Below are 19,917 nucleotides of genomic sequence, written 5' to 3'. Positions count from 1 at the left end.
CGAGCACCTCATGTTGCACAGTAGTGTCAACGGAGGTGTCTATCGTGTTGGATAACCTGACATCTAGGATGATGGGTTATCAAAAACTTTCCGCAGAACTGCGGTAAAAACCAGGCCGAATACGATCGGTTCAGAAAAGCTCCAAACCGTAAAACGTTCTCGTTATGGCCGGAATACTTCCATGGTAGCACCTTGAGCGGCTACAGGCAGAATCCTAACATCCCAGTGTTGCTCAGATTTCGCTGCCCGCTGGGTTAGCTTGTCCGCGACAACGTTGGCTTCGGCCGAATCCGCAGCGAAAACGCACAGGGTTGGGCCGGCTCCGGAGACGACGGCGGCATGTCCTTGGTCACGCAATGCGGCGATGTGGGCCAGGGTTTCGGGCATTGATGGTTGCCGATATTTTTGGTGTAACCAGTCTTCGGTGGCGGCCAATAGCAATTCCGGGTTTGTCGTCATCGCGGGGGCTAATAACGCTGCTCGCGAAGCATTGGCTACGGCTTCAGTGTAGGGCACGCTAGCCGGCAGCAGGGTTCGGGCGGCCGCCGTGGACAACGGCTTGGATGGAATAGCAACAACGGGGGTCACCGCTTTGTGCGCGGTGAGCTGCAGGCTGCGATAATATTTGACGCCGTCGTTGTCTGACTCACTCCAGGAAAAGGTCAGCCCGCCATAGACCGCCGGGGCCACATTATCCGGGTGGCCTTCGGCTTCAGAGGCCCACTGCAACAGATCTTCGTTGGTGATGTCACAGTGCTGGGGCAACAGGGCTTTGACGGCCAGGGCGGCTGCAATGTGTGCGGCGGCCGAAGATCCTAGACCACGAGAGTGTGGAATTCGGTTGATGGCGTGTAGTTCCAGACCGGGCAGATGCCAGCCGAGTTGTTCCAGTCGGGCACGAATTTGGGTGATGATCAGATGCCGGGCATCGGTGGGCAGGTAGTTGTGTCCCTCGCCCTCAACGGTTGCGCTAAACCCTGCCTCCGTGGTGCGGATTTCCAATTCATCAAACAGTGCTACCGCAACGCCTGCGCTGTCGAAGCCGGGCCCGAGGTTCGCCGAAGTGGCCGGTACCTTAATTTTGGCAACGATGCCAACTGGGACCCGGTTAGCTGGTGGTGTAGTGGCCGGTGATGCCACGATCATTTACCTTCGACCCGCATGACGGACAACACGTCGTCAACGACGTCCAGTGATTTAGTTGCTTCAAGTGTTTTAGCCAACTGAGATTCCTTGGCACGGTGGGTGATAAACGATAGCAGTGCGGTCTTGTGTTCTTCGGTTGAGGCCACATCTGGGGTCTGATTCATTGATTTGATCGACACGTTGTGCTCAGCAAAGGTGCCGGCAACCTTGGCCAGGACACCCGGTGCATCAGCGGCCCGTACGACCATCATGTAGCGGGTCGTGGTTTCACCAATCTCCAGGGAATCCAGCTCCCGGCGTGCGGTGTGGGTACGGCCTGGACCACCGCGCAGTTTGCGCTTGGCGATTGACATCACATCGCCCATCACGGCGGATGCGGTTGGCGCTCCACCGGCGCCGGGACCATAGAACATCAATTCGCCGGCGTTTTCGGCTTCGACAAACACGGCGTTATAGGCGTCGCGAACCGAAGCCAGCGGGTGTTGTCGTGGCAGCAGGGTTGGGTGCACGCGCAGCACCACACCGGCGGGGTCATCGAGTTGTTCAGCGATGGCCAGCAGCTTGATAATGTAGCCGGCACTGGCAGCAGCCTTGTGATCCAGGTCAGTGATTTCGGCGATGCCTTCGGTATAGACCTGGTCCAGGGTAAACGGTGCATGAAAGGCCAGGTGTGCCAGGATCGCGGCCTTGGCTGCGGCGTCTTCTCCCCCAACATCAGCGGTTGGATCGGCTTCGGCATAGCCTAAGCGTTGAGCTTCAGCCAGCGCATCATTAAACGAGGCCCCGGTGGTGTCCATTTGGTCCAGAATGTAGTTCGTGGTCCCGTTGACAATGCCCATAACGCGGGTGACCCGGTCGCCCGACAAGGAGTCGCGCAGCGGTCGCAGAATCGGAATGGCCCCGGCAACGGCGGCCTCGAAGGATAGTTGGACGCCGGCCTGGGCTGCGGCTTCATACAGTTCATTACCGTGGGTAGCTAGCAGGGCTTTATTTCCGGTGACGACGTTGGAGCCCTGGGCTATGGCCTTGAGAATCAGCTCCCGCGCCGGGTCAATGCCGCCCATCAGTTCGACGACGATATCGGCATCGGCCATGACCTCGTCAATATCATCGGAGTAGTACTCGGCAGGCAGCTGGTAGTCGCGGGTGGCCTGCGGGTTGCGCACAAAAATCTTGGTCAGCTGCAGTTTGGCGCCGATGCGTTGGGTGAGGGCATCAGCGTCCTCGGTGAGAATTCGAGCAACCTGTGATCCGACGGTTCCACCGCCCAGCAACGCAATGTTCAGGGCTGGGGTCTCAGATGCAGTGGTCATGGTCCTCCGAGTCGATAATGAATGTGGCTATGGCACCGTGTCGTTATTGTAGTCCAGTTGCATCCGCTGGCTTACAAATCGACCTCGCGTGCAAAAAGATCATCGTAGGTTTCGCGCCGGATTATTTCACGGGCTTGACCGTCTTTGATCGCAACAATCGCCGGACGCAGCAGCATGTTGTAGTTCGAACTCATCACATGCCCATACGCTCCTGTGGCTGGCACCACGAGCAGATCCCCGTGATCGGTGTCTTCTGGCAGATACACCGTATTGACCACGATGTCTCCGGATTCACAGTGTTTGCCGACGACGCGGGAGAATACCGCATCAGCATCCGAGACCCGGTTGGCCAATACCGCCGTGTAGTCGGCGTCATAGAGCACAGGACGCGGGTTATCGGACATCCCGCCGTCCACGGCCACGTAACGCCGCGGGTAGTGTTGGCCTTCGTGTTCTACCCACACGGTCTTGGTGGTGCCCACCGTGTAGATCGTAAGTCCGGCGGGTCCTGCTATCGAACGACCCGGTTCAATGGAAATCCGTGGACATCTAATACCCAACCGGTCGATTTCTGTTGTCATATGCGCGGCTAAGTTCCGGGCAATGACGGCGGGCTCTACAGGATGATCGGCCTCGGTATAGGCGATGCCGTATCCTCCACCGATGTCGAGTTCGGCAATAGCAATGTCTTCGGCAGCCAGCACCGCGATGAATTCCAACATGCGCGTCGCTGCAGTTTCAAAACCGGCCGAGTCAAAAATCTGACTGCCGATATGTGAATGCAGTCCTACCAGGTTGAGGTGAGCAGCCTCATCGGCAAAACGCACGGCCTGATAGGCACTCGAAGTTTCGGCACCTGGAGCCGGCGTCATGGTCAGGCCAAATTTTTGGTCCTCGTGTGCGGTGGCGATGTGCTGGTGCGTCGAGGCGTCGACTCCCGGAGTAAGGCGCAACATGACGTTGGCCGGTTGCCTGAGACGGGCCGCCATGGTCTCAACACGGTACAGCTCGGGCAGCGAATCAACCACGATCCGGCCGATCTGACGGGAAATAGCGGTGTGCAGTTCCTCATCGGATTTGTTATTACCGTGCAGCCCGATGTGCGCCGGGGCGGTACCGGCACGCAGCGCGATGGCCATTTCGCCACCGGAGGCGGTGTCGATCCGCAGGCCTTCTTCGTTGACCCACTTGGCGATCTGGACGGTCAACAACGCTTTCGAGGCGTAAAACACGTCAACCCCGCCGCACAGCGGTTCGAAGGCCGTATTGAATGCGTCAACGTAATTGCGAGCGCGGGCACGGAAATCATTTTCGTCAATGACCCACAGCGGGCTGCCAAATTGTTCGACTAATTCGGTCACACCAATCCCCTGGATGGTGACTTGACCGGCATTTCGGGCCACACCGGAAGAAAAGATCTTGGCGTTGAGTCCGGCAGTATCGTCTGGCAGGCTCAGCCAGGCTGGTGCAAGCGGTGAGTGCATTACATTTTCTCCGGTGCTGAAACACCCAGCAGACCCAACCCATTGGCCAGCACCTGGGTGGTGGCATCGTTGAGCCAGCGGCGGGAATAGTTCACAGTTTCTGGGGCGGGTTTGGTGCCGTCTTGTGCTGGTGCCGGCACGATTCGGCAGGCTGCGTACCAGGCGTGATAGGCAGCAGCAATGGCTTCCAAGTGGCGCGCTACCCGGTGTGGCGCCCGACCCTTTGCTGCGGCACCGACCACGGATGGGAACTGTGCCAGTTTGGATAACAGTTCTTCTTCGGTCGGGTGATCCAGCGACGAGGCATCAAATGTTTCGACCTGGCGCACTACGCCTTGCGCATCAGCAGTCCGAGCCGCCGAACGCGACCGAGCGTGAGCGTACTGGACATAGAACACTGGGTTGTCATTGGTCTGAGAACGCAGCAGGTCCGGGTCGATTTCCATGGGCGAATCATTCGGATAGCGGGCCAACGAGTAGCGCAGTGCATCCACCCCCAGCCAATCAATCAGATCGCGTAGTTCAATGATATTGCCGGCACGTTTGGACAGGCGCGCTCCGTTGACCGAAATCAATTGCCCAATGAGCACCTCAATGTTGTGGTCCATATCGTCGCCGGCGCACGCAGCCAAAGCGCGCAGCCTGTTGACGTAGCCGTGGTGGTCGGCTCCCAGCAGGTAGATTTTCTGCTCGAAGCCACGGTCTTTTTTGGATAAGTAGTATGCGGCGTCGCCGGCAAAATAGGTGGGCTTGCCATCAGCTTTGATCAGCACCCGATCTTTATCATCGCCGAAATCGGTGGTGCGTAGCCAGAAGGCACCATCTTGTTCAAAGGTATGACCCTGGGCTTTTAGACGCTCCAGCGCACTGTCAACGGCACCATCGTCATGCAGCTTGGATTCCGAGAACCACACGTCGAAGTGGACGGCAAACTCATCCAGCGTGGCGCGGATGTCGGCCAGTTGGATTTCATAGGCGCGCTTGCGCAATTGTGGCAGTGCTTGGTCATAAGCCTGGTCTTTGATGCTGGGGTCTTCGGCCAGGATCGTATCAGCGATTTCGTGAACGTATCCGCCGGGGTAGCCACCTTCTGGCACATCCTGGCCGTGCATCCGAGCCCATACTGAAGCAGCAAAGGTTTCCAGTTGGGCACCGTAGTCGTTGATGTAGTACTCATTGGTCACCGTGGCACCGGAGGCGCGTAACAGTCGGCTGATGGCATCCCCTAGCGCAGCCCACCGGGTATGCCCAATGTGCAGTGGGCCGGTGGGATTGGCTGAGACAAATTCTACGTTGACGACATCTCCAGCAGCCTGATCGTTGCGCCCATATTCCTCGCCGGCTTCCACGATGGTCCGCGCGAGCTCACCGATGGCCGCGGCATCAAGAGTGATGTTGAGAAATCCTGGTCCGGCGATGTCGACTGCGGCAACTCCATCGAGGCTCTGAATTTTCGGAGCGACAATCTCTGCGAACTGGCGCGGATTCATGCCGGCGCGTTTACCAAGTTGCATCGCAATATTGGTAGCCCAATCACCGTGGTCACGCGACTTAGGGCGTTCGACTCGTGGGGCTTCTGGAACAGCATCGATCGGGAGGTTAATTTCCCCGGCATCAATGGCAGAACGCACAATGTGGGCAAGGGCAGCAGACAGAGTTTCAGGATTCACGTGTCCAAGTTTAGCTTTCGTCGCCTAGGTCAGCACCTTTAAGGCAAAGTTACCCTCGTCACCAGACATTTGGAGTCTATTATTTCATTACGCGAGATTTTTACGGTAGGGTATTCAAAGTCCACCGGAACATTTGAGCGCTCTGGTGAACATCCGCCTCCGTAGCTCAGTGGATAGAGCGTCTGCCTCCGGAGCAGAAGGCCGTAGGTTCGATTCCTATCGGGGGCACAAACCCTACAGCAGCCATGCACGGTCTGTGGGGTTTTGTGGTTAATTGAGTCCAACGACGACGCACATAGCCCCGGCCGTTAAACCAATCTTCAGACCATTTGCGACAGCCTCGGCAGAATCTGCCCGCCCACGAGAGTTTCATCTCACGACCGGCACCCTATTTGGTGACATGAAACACTCCCCACCATGCCCGGTGCTGAAAAGCACTTCACTCAACCATGAATTCTTGATCTGACAAGCAGGTTTGGGGCCAATGAGATATTGTGTCATGATAAACCGTTGCTGCATACTTGAAAAATCAACCGATGCAGAAAGCAGAATTTTTTGGACGGCAGATACATGCGTAGGAAAATCCACCCTCGGGAAGGGCAGGAACAGCTCGACCCCAAGGACGAACTTTCAGTCGGGTTAGACATCATGCGTCGGAGGGAAGCCGCACATCTCCCCCGTACCGAACTGGCCCAGAAAATTGGCATTTCCGAACGGACGCTTTTCCGTTGGGAAATGGAAGGCACCACCATGAAAAACCGGGAACGCACCATCGAAGCATTAGCGTCTATGGTGTACACTCCGGGTGGTCGCCCAACGAATTTGACAATGACCCGTAAGGAACTGCGCCGGGCAACTTCAATGGATCTGGCCTCTGAGCTGCAAGATCGAGCACGCATCATGGACAACTACACCCAGTTGGTAGAAGACCTCAAACACCGACTGCGCCAGGATGGCTTAGACCACTATATTCCTCCGGGCCTCTAACTGTCATAACAGCCAGCCAGATCTCACCAGCGTCAGTTTTTTACCTCCGATGACGCCTATTTCTGGTCCCCAGCATCCTGCCCGTAGGCCCACTAACAACGTTGCTACGTCTGGTCGTCCAGTAGCCCGTGATTTCTTCGATCACTTCGTTTAGATTGGTGATCGAATCACACTGTGCTGCGAATAAGAGGAATGCTCCATGACCACAACGTATCGGACACAAAATCCCGCCACCGGAGAACTCGTTAAAGAATTCCCCTATGCCTCGGACGATGAAATCCAACAGTCCCTGGCCGCTGCTGCCAGCGCGTATCGCACTTGGTCCACAAAGCCAATGGCAGAACGCGGCAAAATCCTGGTGAAGCTCGCCGACTTATTCGACGAGCGTGCCGAAGAACTCGCCGCACAAGCCACCCTGGAGATGGGGAAGAACACTCGTGAGGCCATCGGTGAAGTCCAATACTGTGCACGCATTATTCGGTACTACGCCACCGAAGGCCAGCGGTTGGCCGCCGATCAGGAGCTCAAGAACATTGACGGACAGACAGCGATCCTACGTCGTCGCCCCATTGGCACCATTTTAGGGATCATGCCGTGGAACTTCCCCTACTACCAGGTCATCCGTTTTGCTGCACCCAATTTGATGTTGGGTAATACGGTGATCCTCAAGCACGCCGAAATCTGTGCGGGCACGGCTTTGAAGATCCAAGAACTCATGCGCGAAGCCGGTGTGATTGAAGGTGCCTATATTAATGTATTTGCCACTCATGAACAGGTTTCGACAATCATCGCGGATCCTCGGATCCAGGGTGTATCACTGACTGGTTCCGAACGCGCAGGGTCCGCCGTAGCTGAACAAGCTGGCCGCCATTTGAAAAAGGCTGTCCTTGAACTCGGTGGTTCGGATCCATACATTGTCTTGGACTCAGCCGATGTCGCAACGTCGGCCCGCCGTGCATTATTCTCCCGGATGAGCAACAGCGGCCAGACCTGTACTTCAAATAAACGCATTATCGTCATGGATGACATCTACGACGAGTTCGTAGCTGAACTCACCAAGCTGGCCTCTGAACTCACCCCGGGCAATCCTTCCGATGCGAATCGCACTGAATACGCTCCCCTGTCTTCCGAGGCAGCAGCCATCGGTTTGATGGAACAAATTGAAGATGCTCGCAAGGCAGGAGCGACCGTACACGTTGGCGGTCAACGCCCTGATCTGCCTGGTTATTATGTGGCACCCACCGTACTGACCGATGTGCCAGAAACGGCCCGCGCCTATTCCGAAGAACTGTTTGGACCGGTTGTGATGATCTACCGAGTGCACACCGAAGATGAGGCGATCGAACTGGCCAACTCGTCATCCTACGGTCTGGGTGGTGCAGTATTCTCCGCAGATGAAGCACGCGCCCAAGCCGTGGCAGATCGTCTGGAAGTCGGCATGGTCCACATCAATGCATTCAATGTCGGCGGCGAAGATCTCCCCTTTGGTGGGGTAAAACGCTCCGGATTCGGACGCGAGCTGGGCCCGTTGGGCATGGATGAATTCGTCAATAAACAACTCATCACCATCAACACCCCGCGCTAACGACTCCGCTGCTTTAGGGGTGACGTGTTGAAGTCACCCCTAAAGCAGCGTTTTTTGGCTGCGCGCGTGGACTGCACACGTCGCCGCGGACTACCGTAGAATTCTGAGCATCATGTCCAATACTTCAGCGTCTCAGTTGTCTGCCATTACGTTCCCCGAAGATCTACCTGTCTCCCAGCACCGTGAACGCATCATGGCCCAACTGACCGAACATCAGGTGGTCATCGTTGCCGGTGAAACCGGTTCCGGGAAGACGACCCAATTACCCAAAATGTGTTTGGCACTGGGACTTGACAAGACCGGAATGATCGGACATACCCAGCCCCGCCGGATCGCTGCCCGATCGGTTGCTGAACGTGTCGCTGAAGAACTCGGCCAGGATATTGGTGCCAGTGTGGGGTACCAGGTGCGTTTCACCTCCGAAGTTTCCGACGACACGCGGCTCAAGGTGATGACCGATGGGATCTTGCTGGCTGAGATACAACATGATCCCACCTTGTCGAAGTATTCGGTTATCATCATCGATGAGGCTCACGAGCGCAGCCTGAATATCGACTTTTTGCTGGGCTATCTCAAACGTTTACTGCCTCAACGCACTGATCTGAAGATCATCATTACCTCAGCCACAATCGAGCCTGAGTCCTTTGCCAAACATTTTGCAGATACCACCGGCACCCCCGCGCCCATCATTGAAGTCTCAGGGCGCACGTATCCGGTAGAAATCCGCTACCGTCCCCTGACCCAACAAGCCCTACCGGATGATCCCGATGATGACGCCGATGACCTGGAAGACGCCCGCGATCCGCTGGATGCGATTGCCGACGCCGTCGATGAACTCAGCCACGAAGCACCCGGCGACATTCTGATCTTCTTTCCAGGTGAACGCGAAATTCGCGACGCCGCCGAAGTCTTAGCCCCACGAGTCGCTGACAACCCGCGACTCGCCAACGCCGAAATTCTGCCGCTATTTGGTCGGCTGTCAATGCAAGATCAACAACGCGTATTTCGTCCGGGCAACAATCCGCGTATCGTGTTGGCCACCAACGTTGCCGAAACCTCACTGACGGTGCCAGGGATCAAATATGTTATTGACACCGGCACCGCACGCATTTCTCGGTATTCGCAGCGCACCAAGGTCCAGCGTCTGCCCATCGAACGGATTTCGCAGGCCTCAGCACAGCAGCGCTCCGGGCGGGCCGGACGCACCAGCCCGGGTATTGCCATCCGGTTATATTCCGAACAGGACTTCACCGAACGTCCGGAATTCACCGACCCGGAAATTTTGCGCACCTCATTAGCCTCGGTTATTTTGCACATGGCTTCGATCAACATCATCGACACCGCAGAAGAACTCGATGCTTTCCCGTTTTTACAGGCTCCTGAACATAAACAAATTACCGACGGCGTCACGCTCCTGACCGAACTGGGCGCATTGAATACCGGCAACCCGGTCACAGTGCGCGGCCGCGGAGGACGCCGGGTCACCCGCACATTTACACCCGGCACGATCACTCCCCTGGGCCGCCGTCTGGCCCGGCTGCCAGTGGCCCCACGGCTGGGCCGCATGATTTTGGCCGCGGAAACCTATGACGTCGTCCCCGAACTCTTGGTTCTTGCCGCCGGGTTGACGATTCAGGATCCACGCGAGCGTCCCGAAGAGCACCGGGCAGCCGCAGATGAACTGCATAACCGATTCACCGATGAGAAATCGGATTTTTCAGCACTGTTGAACCTGTGGAACTATCTGCATGAACAACAACGCGAATTATCAGGCAACCAGTTCCGCAAGCTATGTCGCCGCGAATATATCAATTACCTTCGCGTGCGCGAATGGCAGGACCTGGTGCGCCAATTGCGCCAGATCGCACGGGAAGTGGGCATCAAGACCGGTTCAAAAACCATTGATGCAGTGGCCCATCACGACGGCGTACATAAGGCGCTGCTGACCGGGTTATTGTCACATATTGGATCGTGGGATGAGCGTCGCAAACAGTACCAGGGCGCCCGCGGATCACGCTTTGCAGTTTTCCCGGGATCAGGGCTATTCAAACAACGCCATGATTTTGTCATGGCAGCAGAGCTCGTGGAGACCTCTCGACTGTGGGCTCGCCAGGTGGCTGCGGTCGAACCCGAATGGATTGAACAAGCCGCCGGGTCGATTGCCAAAGTTCATACGTCGGAACCGTATTGGTCTCGCCGCAATGGTACAGCAATGGCGCGACAACGGGTCACGGTCTACGGCGTCACCATTGTGACCGATCGGCCGGTGCGCTACTACAACGTGGATCGTGTAGCCGCCAGAGACTTATTTATCCGGCACGCGCTGGTTGAAGGCCAGTGGAATACCCGGCATCACTTTTTCAAGCGCAACCTGGAACGTTTGGCCGAGGTTGAGGAGCTAGAAACCCGGCTGCGGCGTCGTGACCTGATGGTTTCTGAAGACACGCTATATGAGTTTTATGATGCTCGCATACCCGAACAAGCGGTTTCTCAGCGTCATTTCGATTCGTGGTGGCGCAAACAGCGCCACGATGATCCCCAGTTATTGGACTTTGATCCGGCCAAATTGCTGGCGGCTGAGACCACCGATCTCGACATTGATCAGTTTCCCGACGTGTTTGTGCATCCCACACCAACCGGGGATGTGGAATTACCGCTGCATTATGAGTTCAAACCAGTCGTGGCCATTGGCGAAGATGCCTCAGGCACCGGTCAGCCGCCAGGGCCGCAAACGGATGGGGTGACGGTTACTATTCCGCTGGCGCTATTGCACTACATGGATCAGCAGCGCTTCGACTGGCTGATCCCAGGATTGCGCACCGAGTTGATCACCGCGCTGATTCGAGGACTACCCAAGCCAATCCGCAAACACCTGGTACCGGCTCCCAATACTGCCCAAGCTGCTGCTGAGCATCTGGAGGCCGCCGCTAACCCGGCTACCGATCACTTCTATACCGAGTTGGGGACCTTTTTACGTCAAACCAAACATCAGCCGGTGGGAACCGATGATTGGGCGCCAGAAAAGCTTCCACCGCATTTGCGGTTCAACTTTCAGGTCGTGGATGAGCGTGGGGCCATTGTGGGCACCGGAGATGATTTACAAGCTTTACAACGCGATCTGGCCGGCCGGAACCAAACTGCGCTGGCGGCCTCGTTGACCGAAGCGGCCAAAGAACGCGGAGTGCGGCTGCCGAAATCCGAGCAACCGGCGGCCAAGCCGCAACCCAAGCGGCCCCAGCAGCACCGCGGTGTGCCAAAGAAGCCTCCAACGCCGTCGTTAGCACCACAGACCGGGCTGACGGCATGGAATTTCGGGGATCTTCCTGAAACGGTCGAAACCTCAATTTGGACGGGTACGGCGTATCAGAACGTCACAGGCTATCCGGCGCTGCAGTCCGAGGAACAGGCCTCACCGTCGGCAGCGTTGGTCATCCTGCGAACCGAGGGCGAGCAACATGCCGTGCACCGTGGCGGTATCATAGCGCTATTGCAGGCCGAGTTGCCCAATCCGCAACGCTATATTCTGGATCATCTTTCGGCGACCGAAAAGCTTGCGTTTGCTCATTCGCCCTATAAAGACAGTGCAGCACTGGTGACAGACTGTACGCGCACCGCCATTGATGCCCTGGTGCCTGATGCGTTGCCAATGACCGCCTCGGCCTATCAGTCGCTGAAGCAACAGGTGCACGAAGAACTCATCGATACGACCTTCAACGTCACGACTGTGGTTGCTGAGATCTTGAACCTCTCGCGAGAGGTTGATCGTCGGATCCGCAAGATCCGTTCCCTTGCGCTGGCGGCTACGGCAGCTGATTTGCGTGCCCAACATGACCAGCTGATCGGCCCCAAATTTGTTTCAACCACCGGCTGGACGCAAGTACGACACCTGCCCCGTTATCTGCAAGCGATGAACCAGCGCATGGACAAACTGGATGCTGGCGGCGCGCTACAACGCGATGGATTGAATATGCAGGTCGTGCAGGAGTTAGAACAAGCCTACGAGGACCTGAAAACCCAGGCCCCCGCAGGCGTTCCCACACCGGCGGCAATTCAACAGATCTTTTGGTTGCTCCAAGAACTACGGGTATCGCTATTTGCCCAAGAATTGGGCACCGCTTCCAGTGTGAGTGAAAAACGTTTGCGGCAGGCCATCAAATCCGCGGCAGCCGCAGTGCGTTAGTCTGCTGGAACGAATTCGCCGTAGCCTGCGTCACGCAGTGCGGCACGCAAGTCGGTTGCGGCCTTGTCCATTTTCTCTTGGTCCGGTTCGCGCATGACCCTGCGCAGATCAAAATCCGCCAAGGATTGGGTCGGGAAGACGTGCAAGTGCAGATGTGGAACCTCATAGCCGGCGATCATCATCCCGGCTCGTGTGGCTCCCAGCCCGGCTACCTGAGCAGCACCAATCCGCGAGGCGACCGTGTAAAGGTGAGCATTGAGGTCTTCATCCACGCCGGTCCACATATCGACTTCTTGACGTGGGACCACCAGGGTGTGCCCATAAGACAACGGGTTGATGTCTAAAAACGCCACGCATTTATCGTCTTGCCAGATGAAGCGACCGGGGATGTCGCCGTCAATAATTTGGGTAAAAATTGTAGCCATGAGCTCTCCTGTATACGAAGACAACAGTATGTTTCCGCCGCCAGTCTAGTAACCCCGCGGCCAAAAGCTCACAGGTGTGGCTCTAGAGGTCGGTAGGCATGTCTCCGGGGGCTTCACCGGTGGCGATCGGACGATCGCGCGAGGAGGACCAGGCCGACCAGGAGCCCGGGTACAGGGCCCCGTCAAACCCAGCCAAGGCCAGTCCCAGCACGGTTTTTGAGGCGGTGACCCCGGAACCGCAATAGGCGGTGACGGCGGATTCGGGTTGGACCCCATGGCGGGCAAAGTAGTCGCGTAATTGTGCTGCCGGTAGGAAACGCCCCGTGGCATCGGTCAGGTCTGCTCCAGGGGCCGACAGCGCCGAGGGAATATGCCCGGCCACCGGGTCGAGGGGTTCGTGTTGTCCTGTGTAGCGTTCAAGGGCTCGGGCATCCAGCAGGATGCCATGGTTATGGACGAATTCGGGGACCTGGTCAGTATCAACCACCGGCATCTTGCCCCAAGACAGGTAGGCCGAACCAATGCGCGGTAGGACTTCCCCGGCGTGCAGTGGCAGATCGGCATTGCGCCAGGCGTCCAGGCCGCCATCAAGCACATAAACTTCCTTTTTGCCCGCATAGCGTAGGAGCCACCAGGCGCGAGCGGCAGCCGCGGAAGCCACCGCATCGTAGATGACCACGGTATCGCCATCGTTGAGTCCCAGCATGCGCACCGCGTCGGTGAATTTGGCAGGATCCGGCAGCGGGTGCCGGCCGGCGGCAGGAGCGCCGTGTCCGGCCAGGTGGCTGGTCATCGAAACATACACGGCTCCGGCAATATGCCCCTGACGGTAGGCCTCATGATTTTGCGTTGGATCAGTAGCTGACCAGCGAACATCCCAGATCACCAGTCTGCCGAGTTCCGGCACCGGCGTAGGGGCGACAAAACCTTCGGGTTGGGCAGGGAGCTGATCGGCCAGGAGTCGGGTGCGCACTTCTAAAGTGTGTTTATCGGGCAGGCTGTGGTCGGTGCGATCCAAGCCCATCCAGGCGGCCAACACATCAACGCTGACCAATACGGGGTGATTTGTCACTGAGCGCCTCCAACACGGTTGGCACGGAACGGTCCATCGTTTTGTGTGACACGGAGTGTGCCAGTTCGCTGCGGATTTTTCACATCCTCCACAATAGCTCGGGCAGAGTTCGATTGCACGGTTGACGCATTGAATGATCGAACTCTTCGGCAGCTGGTGCTTCCTTGCTACACTGTAGGCCGAGTGCATCATGTCAGAAGGGGAAATTACCAGCATGTCGTCAGCTTCATCGCCCCGGCCTCGCACCCGCAATACCTGGCAGAAGCAGGCTATCGATGCGATCCTAGATCAAAGTACGGACTTCTTATCGGCTCAACAAGTCCACCAGTCAGTAGCCGAATCGGGCAGGACAGTCTCGCTTGCAACAGTGTATCGGGTGCTACAAGCCCAGGTGGAAGACGGCGTCGTCGACATTCTGGCGTTGGATGACGGCCAAACCCTGTTTCGGAAGTGCGTCTCGACCGGACACCACCATCACCTCGTGTGCCGCAACTGTCGGGCAACCCAGGAGATTGAGGCCCCGAAGATTGAGCAATGGGCCAATCACGTCGGCGCAGAGTTCGGTTACACCGACGTTAATCACACCCTAGAAATTTACGGGCTGTGCCCACAATGTGCACAAGCTGGCGCCTAACCACCAGCGGTGGCTAGAAGCTAGCTGCTAGATACTGCGGTGACCGTAACCTGCGGGGTGTTCTTCGGCCTCGTGTGCATCGCCCTCGGCCGTGCATTCGGGTAGTTCCACTACAGTTGTGCCATTGACCTCGGCCGGCTCGTGCAGACTGCCCAATCCGTAAGCGGTTTCGAGGTTTTCGCGCGTCAGGACATCTGCCGGTGCTCCGGCAGCGATGATTTTACCGTCCATCAGAATCACGTGATCTGCGGCGGCGGCTTCATCCAGGTCATGGGTGGTCAAAATGACCGAGTGGCCGTGTTCTTCTACCTCGGCGTGGATGACGTCGTCGATGATGCGCATTGAGGTCAGATCCAGGCCGGTCATCGGTTCATCTAACACCAGAATCTCATGGCCTTGAGCAATACCCTGGGCCACATAGACGCGTTGCCGTTGTCCACCGGAGAGTTCTTCCAGGTGCCGGTGTTTGAGATCCGTGACGTTCATGACATTCATTGCGTAATTGATGGCCGAGCGGTCATCCGAACGGAACATGCCAAACCAGCCGCGCTGGGCGTACCGGCCCATTGACACGACATCTTTAACGGTGATGGGCGTGCCCGTAGGAAACACTACCGACTGCATGACAAATGAGATGTCTTGTTTGACCTCTTTCACCGGCTTGCCCATGACGCGGATTTCTCCGGCACTGGGCGACAGGATCCCGGCAATGGCCTGCAGCAAGGTGGTCTTGCCCGAGCCATTCGGCCCGATGACGGCGGTAATTTTGCCCTGCGGGATAGTGAAACTGGACGCCGAAACGGCTCGGTGGGATCCACGATATAACACAATGTCGTGGCCTTCTACGAGAATCATGAGGCTCCTTGCTTAGCAAAAGTCGCGTTTCGGCGACGTCGGTGAATTGCACCGGTGAGTTCTCGGATCAGCAACACTAGGAAGAATCCCACGATCGCGACCAAGGCCATGGAGGCGCCCGCGGCAGTTCCCAGATGGTAACTGAATATCAATCCAACAGTAACAGACACCACGCCAATGACTAGCGACGCCAGAATCATCCTGGGCACGGTGCGGGTAATTAATGCGGCCGTGGCGGCCGGGCCAATGAGTAACCCAAGCACCAATAATGTCCCCACGGCTTGGAAGGATCCGATGACTGCCGCAGCGATCATCATCAATAACAACCAGTGCGTCAGCTGTGGGCGCATTCCCAGTGCCTCGGCTTTATCTGGGGAAAATGACAGTGCCATCAATGGCCGGTATAACAACAGCGAGACCACGCCAACGCCGATCACAAACACCAGTTGCATTTGAATATCAGTCCAGCTGACCCCCAGCGCGTCACCGAATAAGATGGCCGTCAACGAACCTTGGAAGCTGTCGGCACGGGAAATCACGACGACGCCCAGTGCCATCATGCCGACGAATAACAAGCCAATGGCGGTGTCTTCTTTGAGGCTGGTGGTCCGGTAGATCAGCTCCATCAGACTGACCATAACGGTCGCTGCCAGCGCCGCCCCAAGATAGGGTGAGAAGCCGAATAGCACGGCTGCAGCAATACCGGGGACCACACCGTGAACAAAAGCGTCGCCAAAAAAGCTCATTCCGCGCAGCACCAGCCAGACACCCACGAAACTCGACATCACAGCAGCCAAGAGTCCTCCGAGCAGGGCTCGGATTTGAAAGCCAGCCTGGAATGGTTCGACCACCCAGTTCAGTAACTCCACTACTTGGCATCCTTCCTGTAGATCTGCATGGTTAGTTTAGGGCCTCGGCCAGGGCTTCAGCGTTATACAGCATCGCTTGTTGATAGGTTTCTGCCTGGGAGCCAGGTTCCCCAACTGCAGATTCATAGAGTTCAACCACCGGAATAGTACCGCCGGTTTCCTCTGCTAAGGCCTGAATCATTCGATTCGTATTGGATTTCGAGGTCACCAACGCATCGGCACCTTCGTCCTTGAGCAACTGAGTCAGTTGAGCAAGATCTTGAGATGAAGGCTCCCCATCGGTTGAACCGCCTGGAATGACCACACCTTCAATTTGGACGCCGTAACGGTCAGCAAAGTAGCCATAGGCTGCGTGGTCGGTAACCAGGCGTGCGGATTCAACATCGGCAAGGGTTGTCGCAATTTGTGCATCGACGTCGCGCAGCTCTTCAGCAACTTCGGTACCGCATGAGGTATAGGTGTCATCGCCGGTCACCTCGGCAAGCTTAGCCCCAATCAACTCAGCGCCTTGAGCCATCCGGGATACATCCATCCAAATGTGTGGATCCTGCGCGCCGTGATCATGCTCGTCTGCACTGTCTTCTGCACCGTGTTCTGCCTCATGATCGTGGTCGTGGTGCTCTTCCAGGGGTAGCGGATCCAGTTGCGGGGCGAGTTCAAAGACCTCGGCACCGTCGGTCACGGCGTTATCGATCGAGCCTTGCATTGACGACTCCAAGCCCAGACCATTGGTCACCACCAGGTCAGCAGAGATCATGTCAGCTATTTGAGCACTGGAGGCTTCAAATTGGTGCGGATCGTCTCCGGGGCTCATCAACACCTGGGTGTGGCCGTCGGCGCACTCGGTCACCTGGCCAGCAACTGATCCCACCTGGGTAGTCGTGGCGACAACTGTGGCAGTGGCGTTTGCAGCTGCATCGTCATCGCCGGATCCGGAGCTACAGGCCGACAGTGCCAATCCGAACACCGACAGCATTGCCGCGACCGTCAGAGTGCGCTTAGGGGGTGTATGCATCGAGATTCCTTTGAGAAAAGCGGGAATGAGGCAACGTCGAGTCTTCGACGTCCACCACCACACACTAATGCAAATCATTCGCATTAGCAATAATCGTGCCGGACTAGGCGTCTATCGGGCTGATTCTCCCCCGGCCTTGCCCATTTGTTGACGAATATTGACACGTTGCAACTGGGTGATATCGCGGATCTCGCCAACCAACACTTCGATAACATCTTCTAAGAACAAGATTCCCACAGTTATACCGTTGGTGTCCTGCACGCGGGCCATGTGCACGCCAATACGCTGCATAACCGTCAGGGTGTCGTCAATCGGCTTATCCACCGTGACGTTAACCATCGAACGTATACGGTTGACCGGGATCGGGGCGGTATAGCGTTCACTCGGAATCGACATCAGGTCTTTGATGTGCAGATATCCGATCAGAGTGTTATCGGATGAGTCTTCGACGACGAGTCGAGACAATCCAGTTTTACGGACGGCTTCGTCAAAATCCTCTGGAGTAGCCATCGAGTCGATCGAGACGATCTGATCAATCGGTACCATCACTTCACTCGCTGGCACATCTGAGAAACTCAGCGCACCGGACAGCAACCCGGTTTGATCATCAACCAGACCAGTACGTTGTGATTCCTCAACAATGGATTGGACCTCTTCGAGGGTATAGGTGGAAGTCACTTCCTGCTTGGGTTCAACCCGGAACAGTCGCAAAATAATGTTGGCTGACCAGTTGAGAATGCGGATGACCGGACGAAAGACCTTTTCCAGCAACACCAACGGTGGCGCCAAGACGAGCACGGCCCGATCAGCGATACTGACCGAAGCGTTCTTTGGCACCATTTCGCCAAAAGTGACGTGCAAGAAGGTCACGATAACTAGTGCCAGGATGAACGCAATCGTGCCGGCAAATGCTGGGTCGATGCCCAGTTCTTCCAGTGGAACGGCAAAAATATAGGCGATTGCCGGCTCGGACACGTTCAAGATCAACAGCGAACACACCGTGATGCCCAGCTGACAGATGGCTAGAATATCAGTGACGTGTTCCATAGCAAACAGGGCGTATTTGGCAAGCTTGGAGCCGTCTTCAACTCGAGGTTCAATTTGTGCTCGGCGTGCGCCCATGACCGCAAACTCACCGGCGACGAAGAACGCATTGCCGGCCAGCAAAACGATCAGCCATAGGAGACCAGGAATGTGCTCGCTCACGCGTCCTCCTTCGCAGCAGACATCGGTTGGTCAAGATCGGAGTCTTCAGGGATATATTTCACACGTTCGATCCGATGACCATCAATGCGACGAACTTCCAAGACGCCGTTATCCAAATCAACGGTGTCGCCAACGTTAGCGACTCTGCCAAGTTCGGCCATGATAAATCCGCCAACGGTCTCATAGGCTTCATCTTCTTCGATGACCAGCCCTGGAATATAGCTCATAACTTCATCTGGGCGCAGCCTGGCTGGGAAAAACCAGCCACCATCGGCATCTTGCAGCACTCCGGGACTCAACCTGTCGTGTTCGTCGGCAACTTCACCAACAATTTCTTCTACTAGGTCTTCCAGGGTCACCACACCTGCGGTACCACCGTACTCGTCCACCACCACCGCCATTTGAAACGGTGCCTCTCGCAGATCAGTGATGAGCGTATCGAGATTAACCGCTTCAGGCACCCGGGTGATGTCACTGACGATAGTCGCGGCGGTCAGCTGACCGCGCTTTGATCGCGGAACGGCGATGGCCTTTTTAATGTGCAGCACCCCGCGGATCTCATCGGCGTTACCTTCGGTCACCGGAAAGCGCGAGTACCCGGTGGACCGGGCAACCGCCAGAACGTCGTCAAGGCTTTGATCGGCCTCGACCGTTTCCATATCCATGCGCGGCGTCATCACATCGGCTGCGGTGCGCTCACTAAATTTCAACGTCCGATCCACGAATGCGGCCGTTTTGACATCCAAGGTACCCATTTCAGCAGAACGACGCACCAACGATGAGAGTTCCTCAGGAGTTCGTGCGCCGGAAAGTTCTTCTTGTGCAGCCATCCCGAATAGGCTCAAGACCCAGTTCGAGAAATTATTCAATCCGGCAATAATAGGGTGAAAGATCGCCGTAAAGATCAGCTGTGGTCGGGCCAGTAGTCGCGCGACGGGCAGGGCTTTAGCTAAGGAAAGATTCTTTGGCACAAGCTCACCGATCAGCATCGACAAGCCCGTACCGATGATCATGGCCAAGGTCAGCGACGCAGAATAGGTCAGTGCTTGGTTATCCCCAAAGATGACCTCCAGCGGGACCTGGAAAAGCACACCCAGTGAGGGCTCCAAGAAAAAACCAGTCAGCAAGGCGGTCAGAGTGATGCCCAACTGGCACGATGACAGCTGGGTCGATAGTGACTTTAGAGCTTTCAGCACCGGCTCGGCGCCCTTGTCGCCGTCGTCGACCATCCGTTGGACTGTGGGGACGTCTAAGGAAATCAGCGAGAATTCCACCGCGACGAAAAAGCCATTGCCCAGAATCAATAGCATGCTGACGCCGAACAGCAACCATTCAACTAGCACCGAGGATCACCGCCCCGGCCTGTTCTATCGTGTTGGCTCAGCGGCCAACTCGGAGGCTCCATTTCGTTCGCCGGAGCGTGGCGAATTGTTCTGTGATTCGTGCATTGAGCACGTCTGTCATCGTCCATGATGC

General features: G+C 56.6%; 15 protein-coding genes and 1 tRNA gene. 5 read left to right on the top strand and 11 right to left on the bottom strand.

All coding sequences use genetic code 11. The annotated features are described in order from the left end of the window. Positions 1-162 precede the first annotated feature (162 nt). The 4 genes from thrB to argS all read right to left on the bottom strand — a co-directional run bounded on the left by thrB (position 163) and on the right by argS (position 5,613). The gene (thrB, locus tag K8V32_RS06715) at positions 163-1,146 is read right to left on the bottom strand and encodes a homoserine kinase (protein WP_303904773.1); all 984 of its coding nucleotides are present in this window, start codon (positions 1,144-1,146) and stop codon (positions 163-165) included. Next, the gene (locus K8V32_RS06710; RefSeq protein ID WP_303904770.1) at positions 1,143-2,459 is read right to left on the bottom strand and encodes a homoserine dehydrogenase; all 1,317 of its coding nucleotides are present in this window, start codon (positions 2,457-2,459) and stop codon (positions 1,143-1,145) included. Before K8V32_RS06710 ends, thrB begins: the two co-directional genes overlap by 4 nt. A 71-nt stretch (positions 2,460-2,530) precedes the next feature. Beyond that, the gene (gene lysA, locus K8V32_RS06705) at positions 2,531-3,943 is read right to left on the bottom strand and encodes a diaminopimelate decarboxylase (RefSeq protein WP_303904767.1); all 1,413 of its coding nucleotides are present in this window, start codon (positions 3,941-3,943) and stop codon (positions 2,531-2,533) included. Continuing rightward, complete coding sequence (gene argS, locus K8V32_RS06700; RefSeq protein WP_303904764.1) at positions 3,943-5,613, bottom strand: arginine--tRNA ligase; 1,671 nt, start codon at positions 5,611-5,613, stop codon at positions 3,943-3,945. The genes lysA and argS overlap by 1 nt, the downstream gene beginning before the upstream one ends. 155 nt (positions 5,614-5,768) lie before the next feature. Between argS and K8V32_RS06695 the strand changes: the two genes are divergently transcribed. The 4 genes from K8V32_RS06695 to hrpA all read left to right on the top strand — a co-directional run bounded on the left by K8V32_RS06695 (position 5,769) and on the right by hrpA (position 12,365). Next, a tRNA-Arg gene (locus K8V32_RS06695) sits at positions 5,769-5,841 on the top strand. 342 nt (positions 5,842-6,183) lie between these two features. Beyond that, complete coding sequence (locus K8V32_RS06690) at positions 6,184-6,600, top strand: helix-turn-helix domain-containing protein (protein ID WP_303904760.1); 417 nt, start codon at positions 6,184-6,186, stop codon at positions 6,598-6,600. Between the two features lie 199 nt (positions 6,601-6,799). Next, positions 6,800-8,185 (top strand): NAD-dependent succinate-semialdehyde dehydrogenase, encoded by a 1,386-nt coding sequence (locus tag K8V32_RS06685; protein ID WP_303904757.1) that lies wholly within the window; start codon positions 6,800-6,802, stop codon positions 8,183-8,185. Between the two features lie 112 nt (positions 8,186-8,297). Continuing rightward, positions 8,298-12,365: an ATP-dependent RNA helicase HrpA gene (gene hrpA / locus K8V32_RS06680; RefSeq protein ID WP_303904753.1), complete on the top strand. Its 4,068-nt coding sequence runs from the start codon at positions 8,298-8,300 to the stop codon at positions 12,363-12,365. Here the strand turns inward: hrpA and K8V32_RS06675 are convergent. Both K8V32_RS06675 and K8V32_RS06670 read right to left on the bottom strand, forming a co-directional pair. Beyond that, complete coding sequence (locus K8V32_RS06675) at positions 12,362-12,790, bottom strand: HIT family protein (protein WP_303904749.1); 429 nt, start codon at positions 12,788-12,790, stop codon at positions 12,362-12,364. The genes hrpA and K8V32_RS06675 overlap by 4 nt on opposite strands. 82 nt (positions 12,791-12,872) lie before the next feature. Then, the gene (locus K8V32_RS06670) at positions 12,873-13,862 is read right to left on the bottom strand and encodes a sulfurtransferase (RefSeq protein ID WP_303904744.1); all 990 of its coding nucleotides are present in this window, start codon (positions 13,860-13,862) and stop codon (positions 12,873-12,875) included. 214 nt (positions 13,863-14,076) lie between these two features. On the opposite strand from K8V32_RS06670, the gene K8V32_RS06665 reads away from it, so the two are divergent. Continuing rightward, positions 14,077-14,496 (top strand): Fur family transcriptional regulator, encoded by a 420-nt coding sequence (locus K8V32_RS06665; protein ID WP_303904742.1) that lies wholly within the window; start codon positions 14,077-14,079, stop codon positions 14,494-14,496. Between the two features lie 27 nt (positions 14,497-14,523). On the opposite strand, the gene K8V32_RS06660 is transcribed toward K8V32_RS06665, so the two are convergent. The 5 genes from K8V32_RS06660 to K8V32_RS06640 all read right to left on the bottom strand — a co-directional run bounded on the left by K8V32_RS06660 (position 14,524) and on the right by K8V32_RS06640 (position 19,751). Further along, entirely contained in the window at positions 14,524-15,351 is an 828-nt protein-coding gene (locus K8V32_RS06660) for a metal ABC transporter ATP-binding protein (RefSeq protein ID WP_303904739.1), read from the bottom strand. Next, positions 15,348-16,220 (bottom strand): iron chelate uptake ABC transporter family permease subunit, encoded by an 873-nt coding sequence (locus tag K8V32_RS06655; protein ID WP_303904736.1) that lies wholly within the window; start codon positions 16,218-16,220, stop codon positions 15,348-15,350. Before K8V32_RS06655 ends, K8V32_RS06660 begins: the two co-directional genes overlap by 4 nt. A 31-nt stretch (positions 16,221-16,251) precedes the next feature. Then, positions 16,252-17,235, bottom strand: coding sequence for a metal ABC transporter substrate-binding protein (locus K8V32_RS06650; RefSeq protein WP_303904733.1), 984 nt, complete (start codon positions 17,233-17,235; stop codon positions 16,252-16,254). Positions 17,236-17,346: 111 nt separating this feature from the next. Continuing rightward, a complete protein-coding gene (locus K8V32_RS06645) occupies positions 17,347-18,441 on the bottom strand; it encodes a hemolysin family protein (protein WP_303904730.1) in 1,095 nt (364 codons plus the stop codon). Then, positions 18,438-19,751 carry a hemolysin family protein gene (locus tag K8V32_RS06640; protein ID WP_303904727.1) on the bottom strand — a complete coding sequence of 438 codons (1,314 nt, stop codon included), beginning with the start codon at positions 19,749-19,751 and terminating at the stop codon, positions 18,438-18,440. The genes K8V32_RS06645 and K8V32_RS06640 overlap by 4 nt, the downstream gene beginning before the upstream one ends. Positions 19,752-19,917 lie beyond the last annotated feature (166 nt).

This window comes from Enteractinococcus helveticum, assembly GCF_020742345.1.
GTDB classification, from domain to species: domain Bacteria; phylum Actinomycetota; class Actinomycetes; order Actinomycetales; family Micrococcaceae; genus Yaniella; species Yaniella helvetica_A.
The sequence above is the reverse complement of the archived record's forward strand: the minus strand, read 5'-3'. Positions and strand labels throughout refer to the sequence as shown.

What these genes read in the sequence shown, in the direction of transcription:
- thrB (WP_303904773.1), bottom strand. Translation starts at nt 1,146, where the DNA reads ATGATCGTGGCATCACCGGCCACTACACCACCAGCTAACCGGGTCCCA.
- K8V32_RS06710 (WP_303904770.1), bottom strand. Translation starts at nt 2,459, where the DNA reads ATGACCACTGCATCTGAGACCCCAGCCCTGAACATTGCGTTGCTGGGC.
- lysA (WP_303904767.1), bottom strand. Translation starts at nt 3,943, where the DNA reads ATGCACTCACCGCTTGCACCAGCCTGGCTGAGCCTGCCAGACGATACT.
- K8V32_RS06690 (WP_303904760.1), top strand. Translation starts at nt 6,184, where the DNA reads ATGCGTAGGAAAATCCACCCTCGGGAAGGGCAGGAACAGCTCGACCCC.
- K8V32_RS06685 (WP_303904757.1), top strand. Translation starts at nt 6,800, where the DNA reads ATGACCACAACGTATCGGACACAAAATCCCGCCACCGGAGAACTCGTT.
- hrpA (WP_303904753.1), top strand. Translation starts at nt 8,298, where the DNA reads ATGTCCAATACTTCAGCGTCTCAGTTGTCTGCCATTACGTTCCCCGAA.
- K8V32_RS06675 (WP_303904749.1), bottom strand. Translation starts at nt 12,790, where the DNA reads ATGGCTACAATTTTTACCCAAATTATTGACGGCGACATCCCCGGTCGC.
- K8V32_RS06665 (WP_303904742.1), top strand. Translation starts at nt 14,077, where the DNA reads ATGTCGTCAGCTTCATCGCCCCGGCCTCGCACCCGCAATACCTGGCAG.
- K8V32_RS06660 (WP_303904739.1), bottom strand. Translation starts at nt 15,351, where the DNA reads ATGATTCTCGTAGAAGGCCACGACATTGTGTTATATCGTGGATCCCAC.
- K8V32_RS06650 (WP_303904733.1), bottom strand. Translation starts at nt 17,235, where the DNA reads ATGCATACACCCCCTAAGCGCACTCTGACGGTCGCGGCAATGCTGTCG.
- K8V32_RS06640 (WP_303904727.1), bottom strand. Translation starts at nt 19,751, where the DNA reads ATGCTATTGATTCTGGGCAATGGCTTTTTCGTCGCGGTGGAATTCTCG.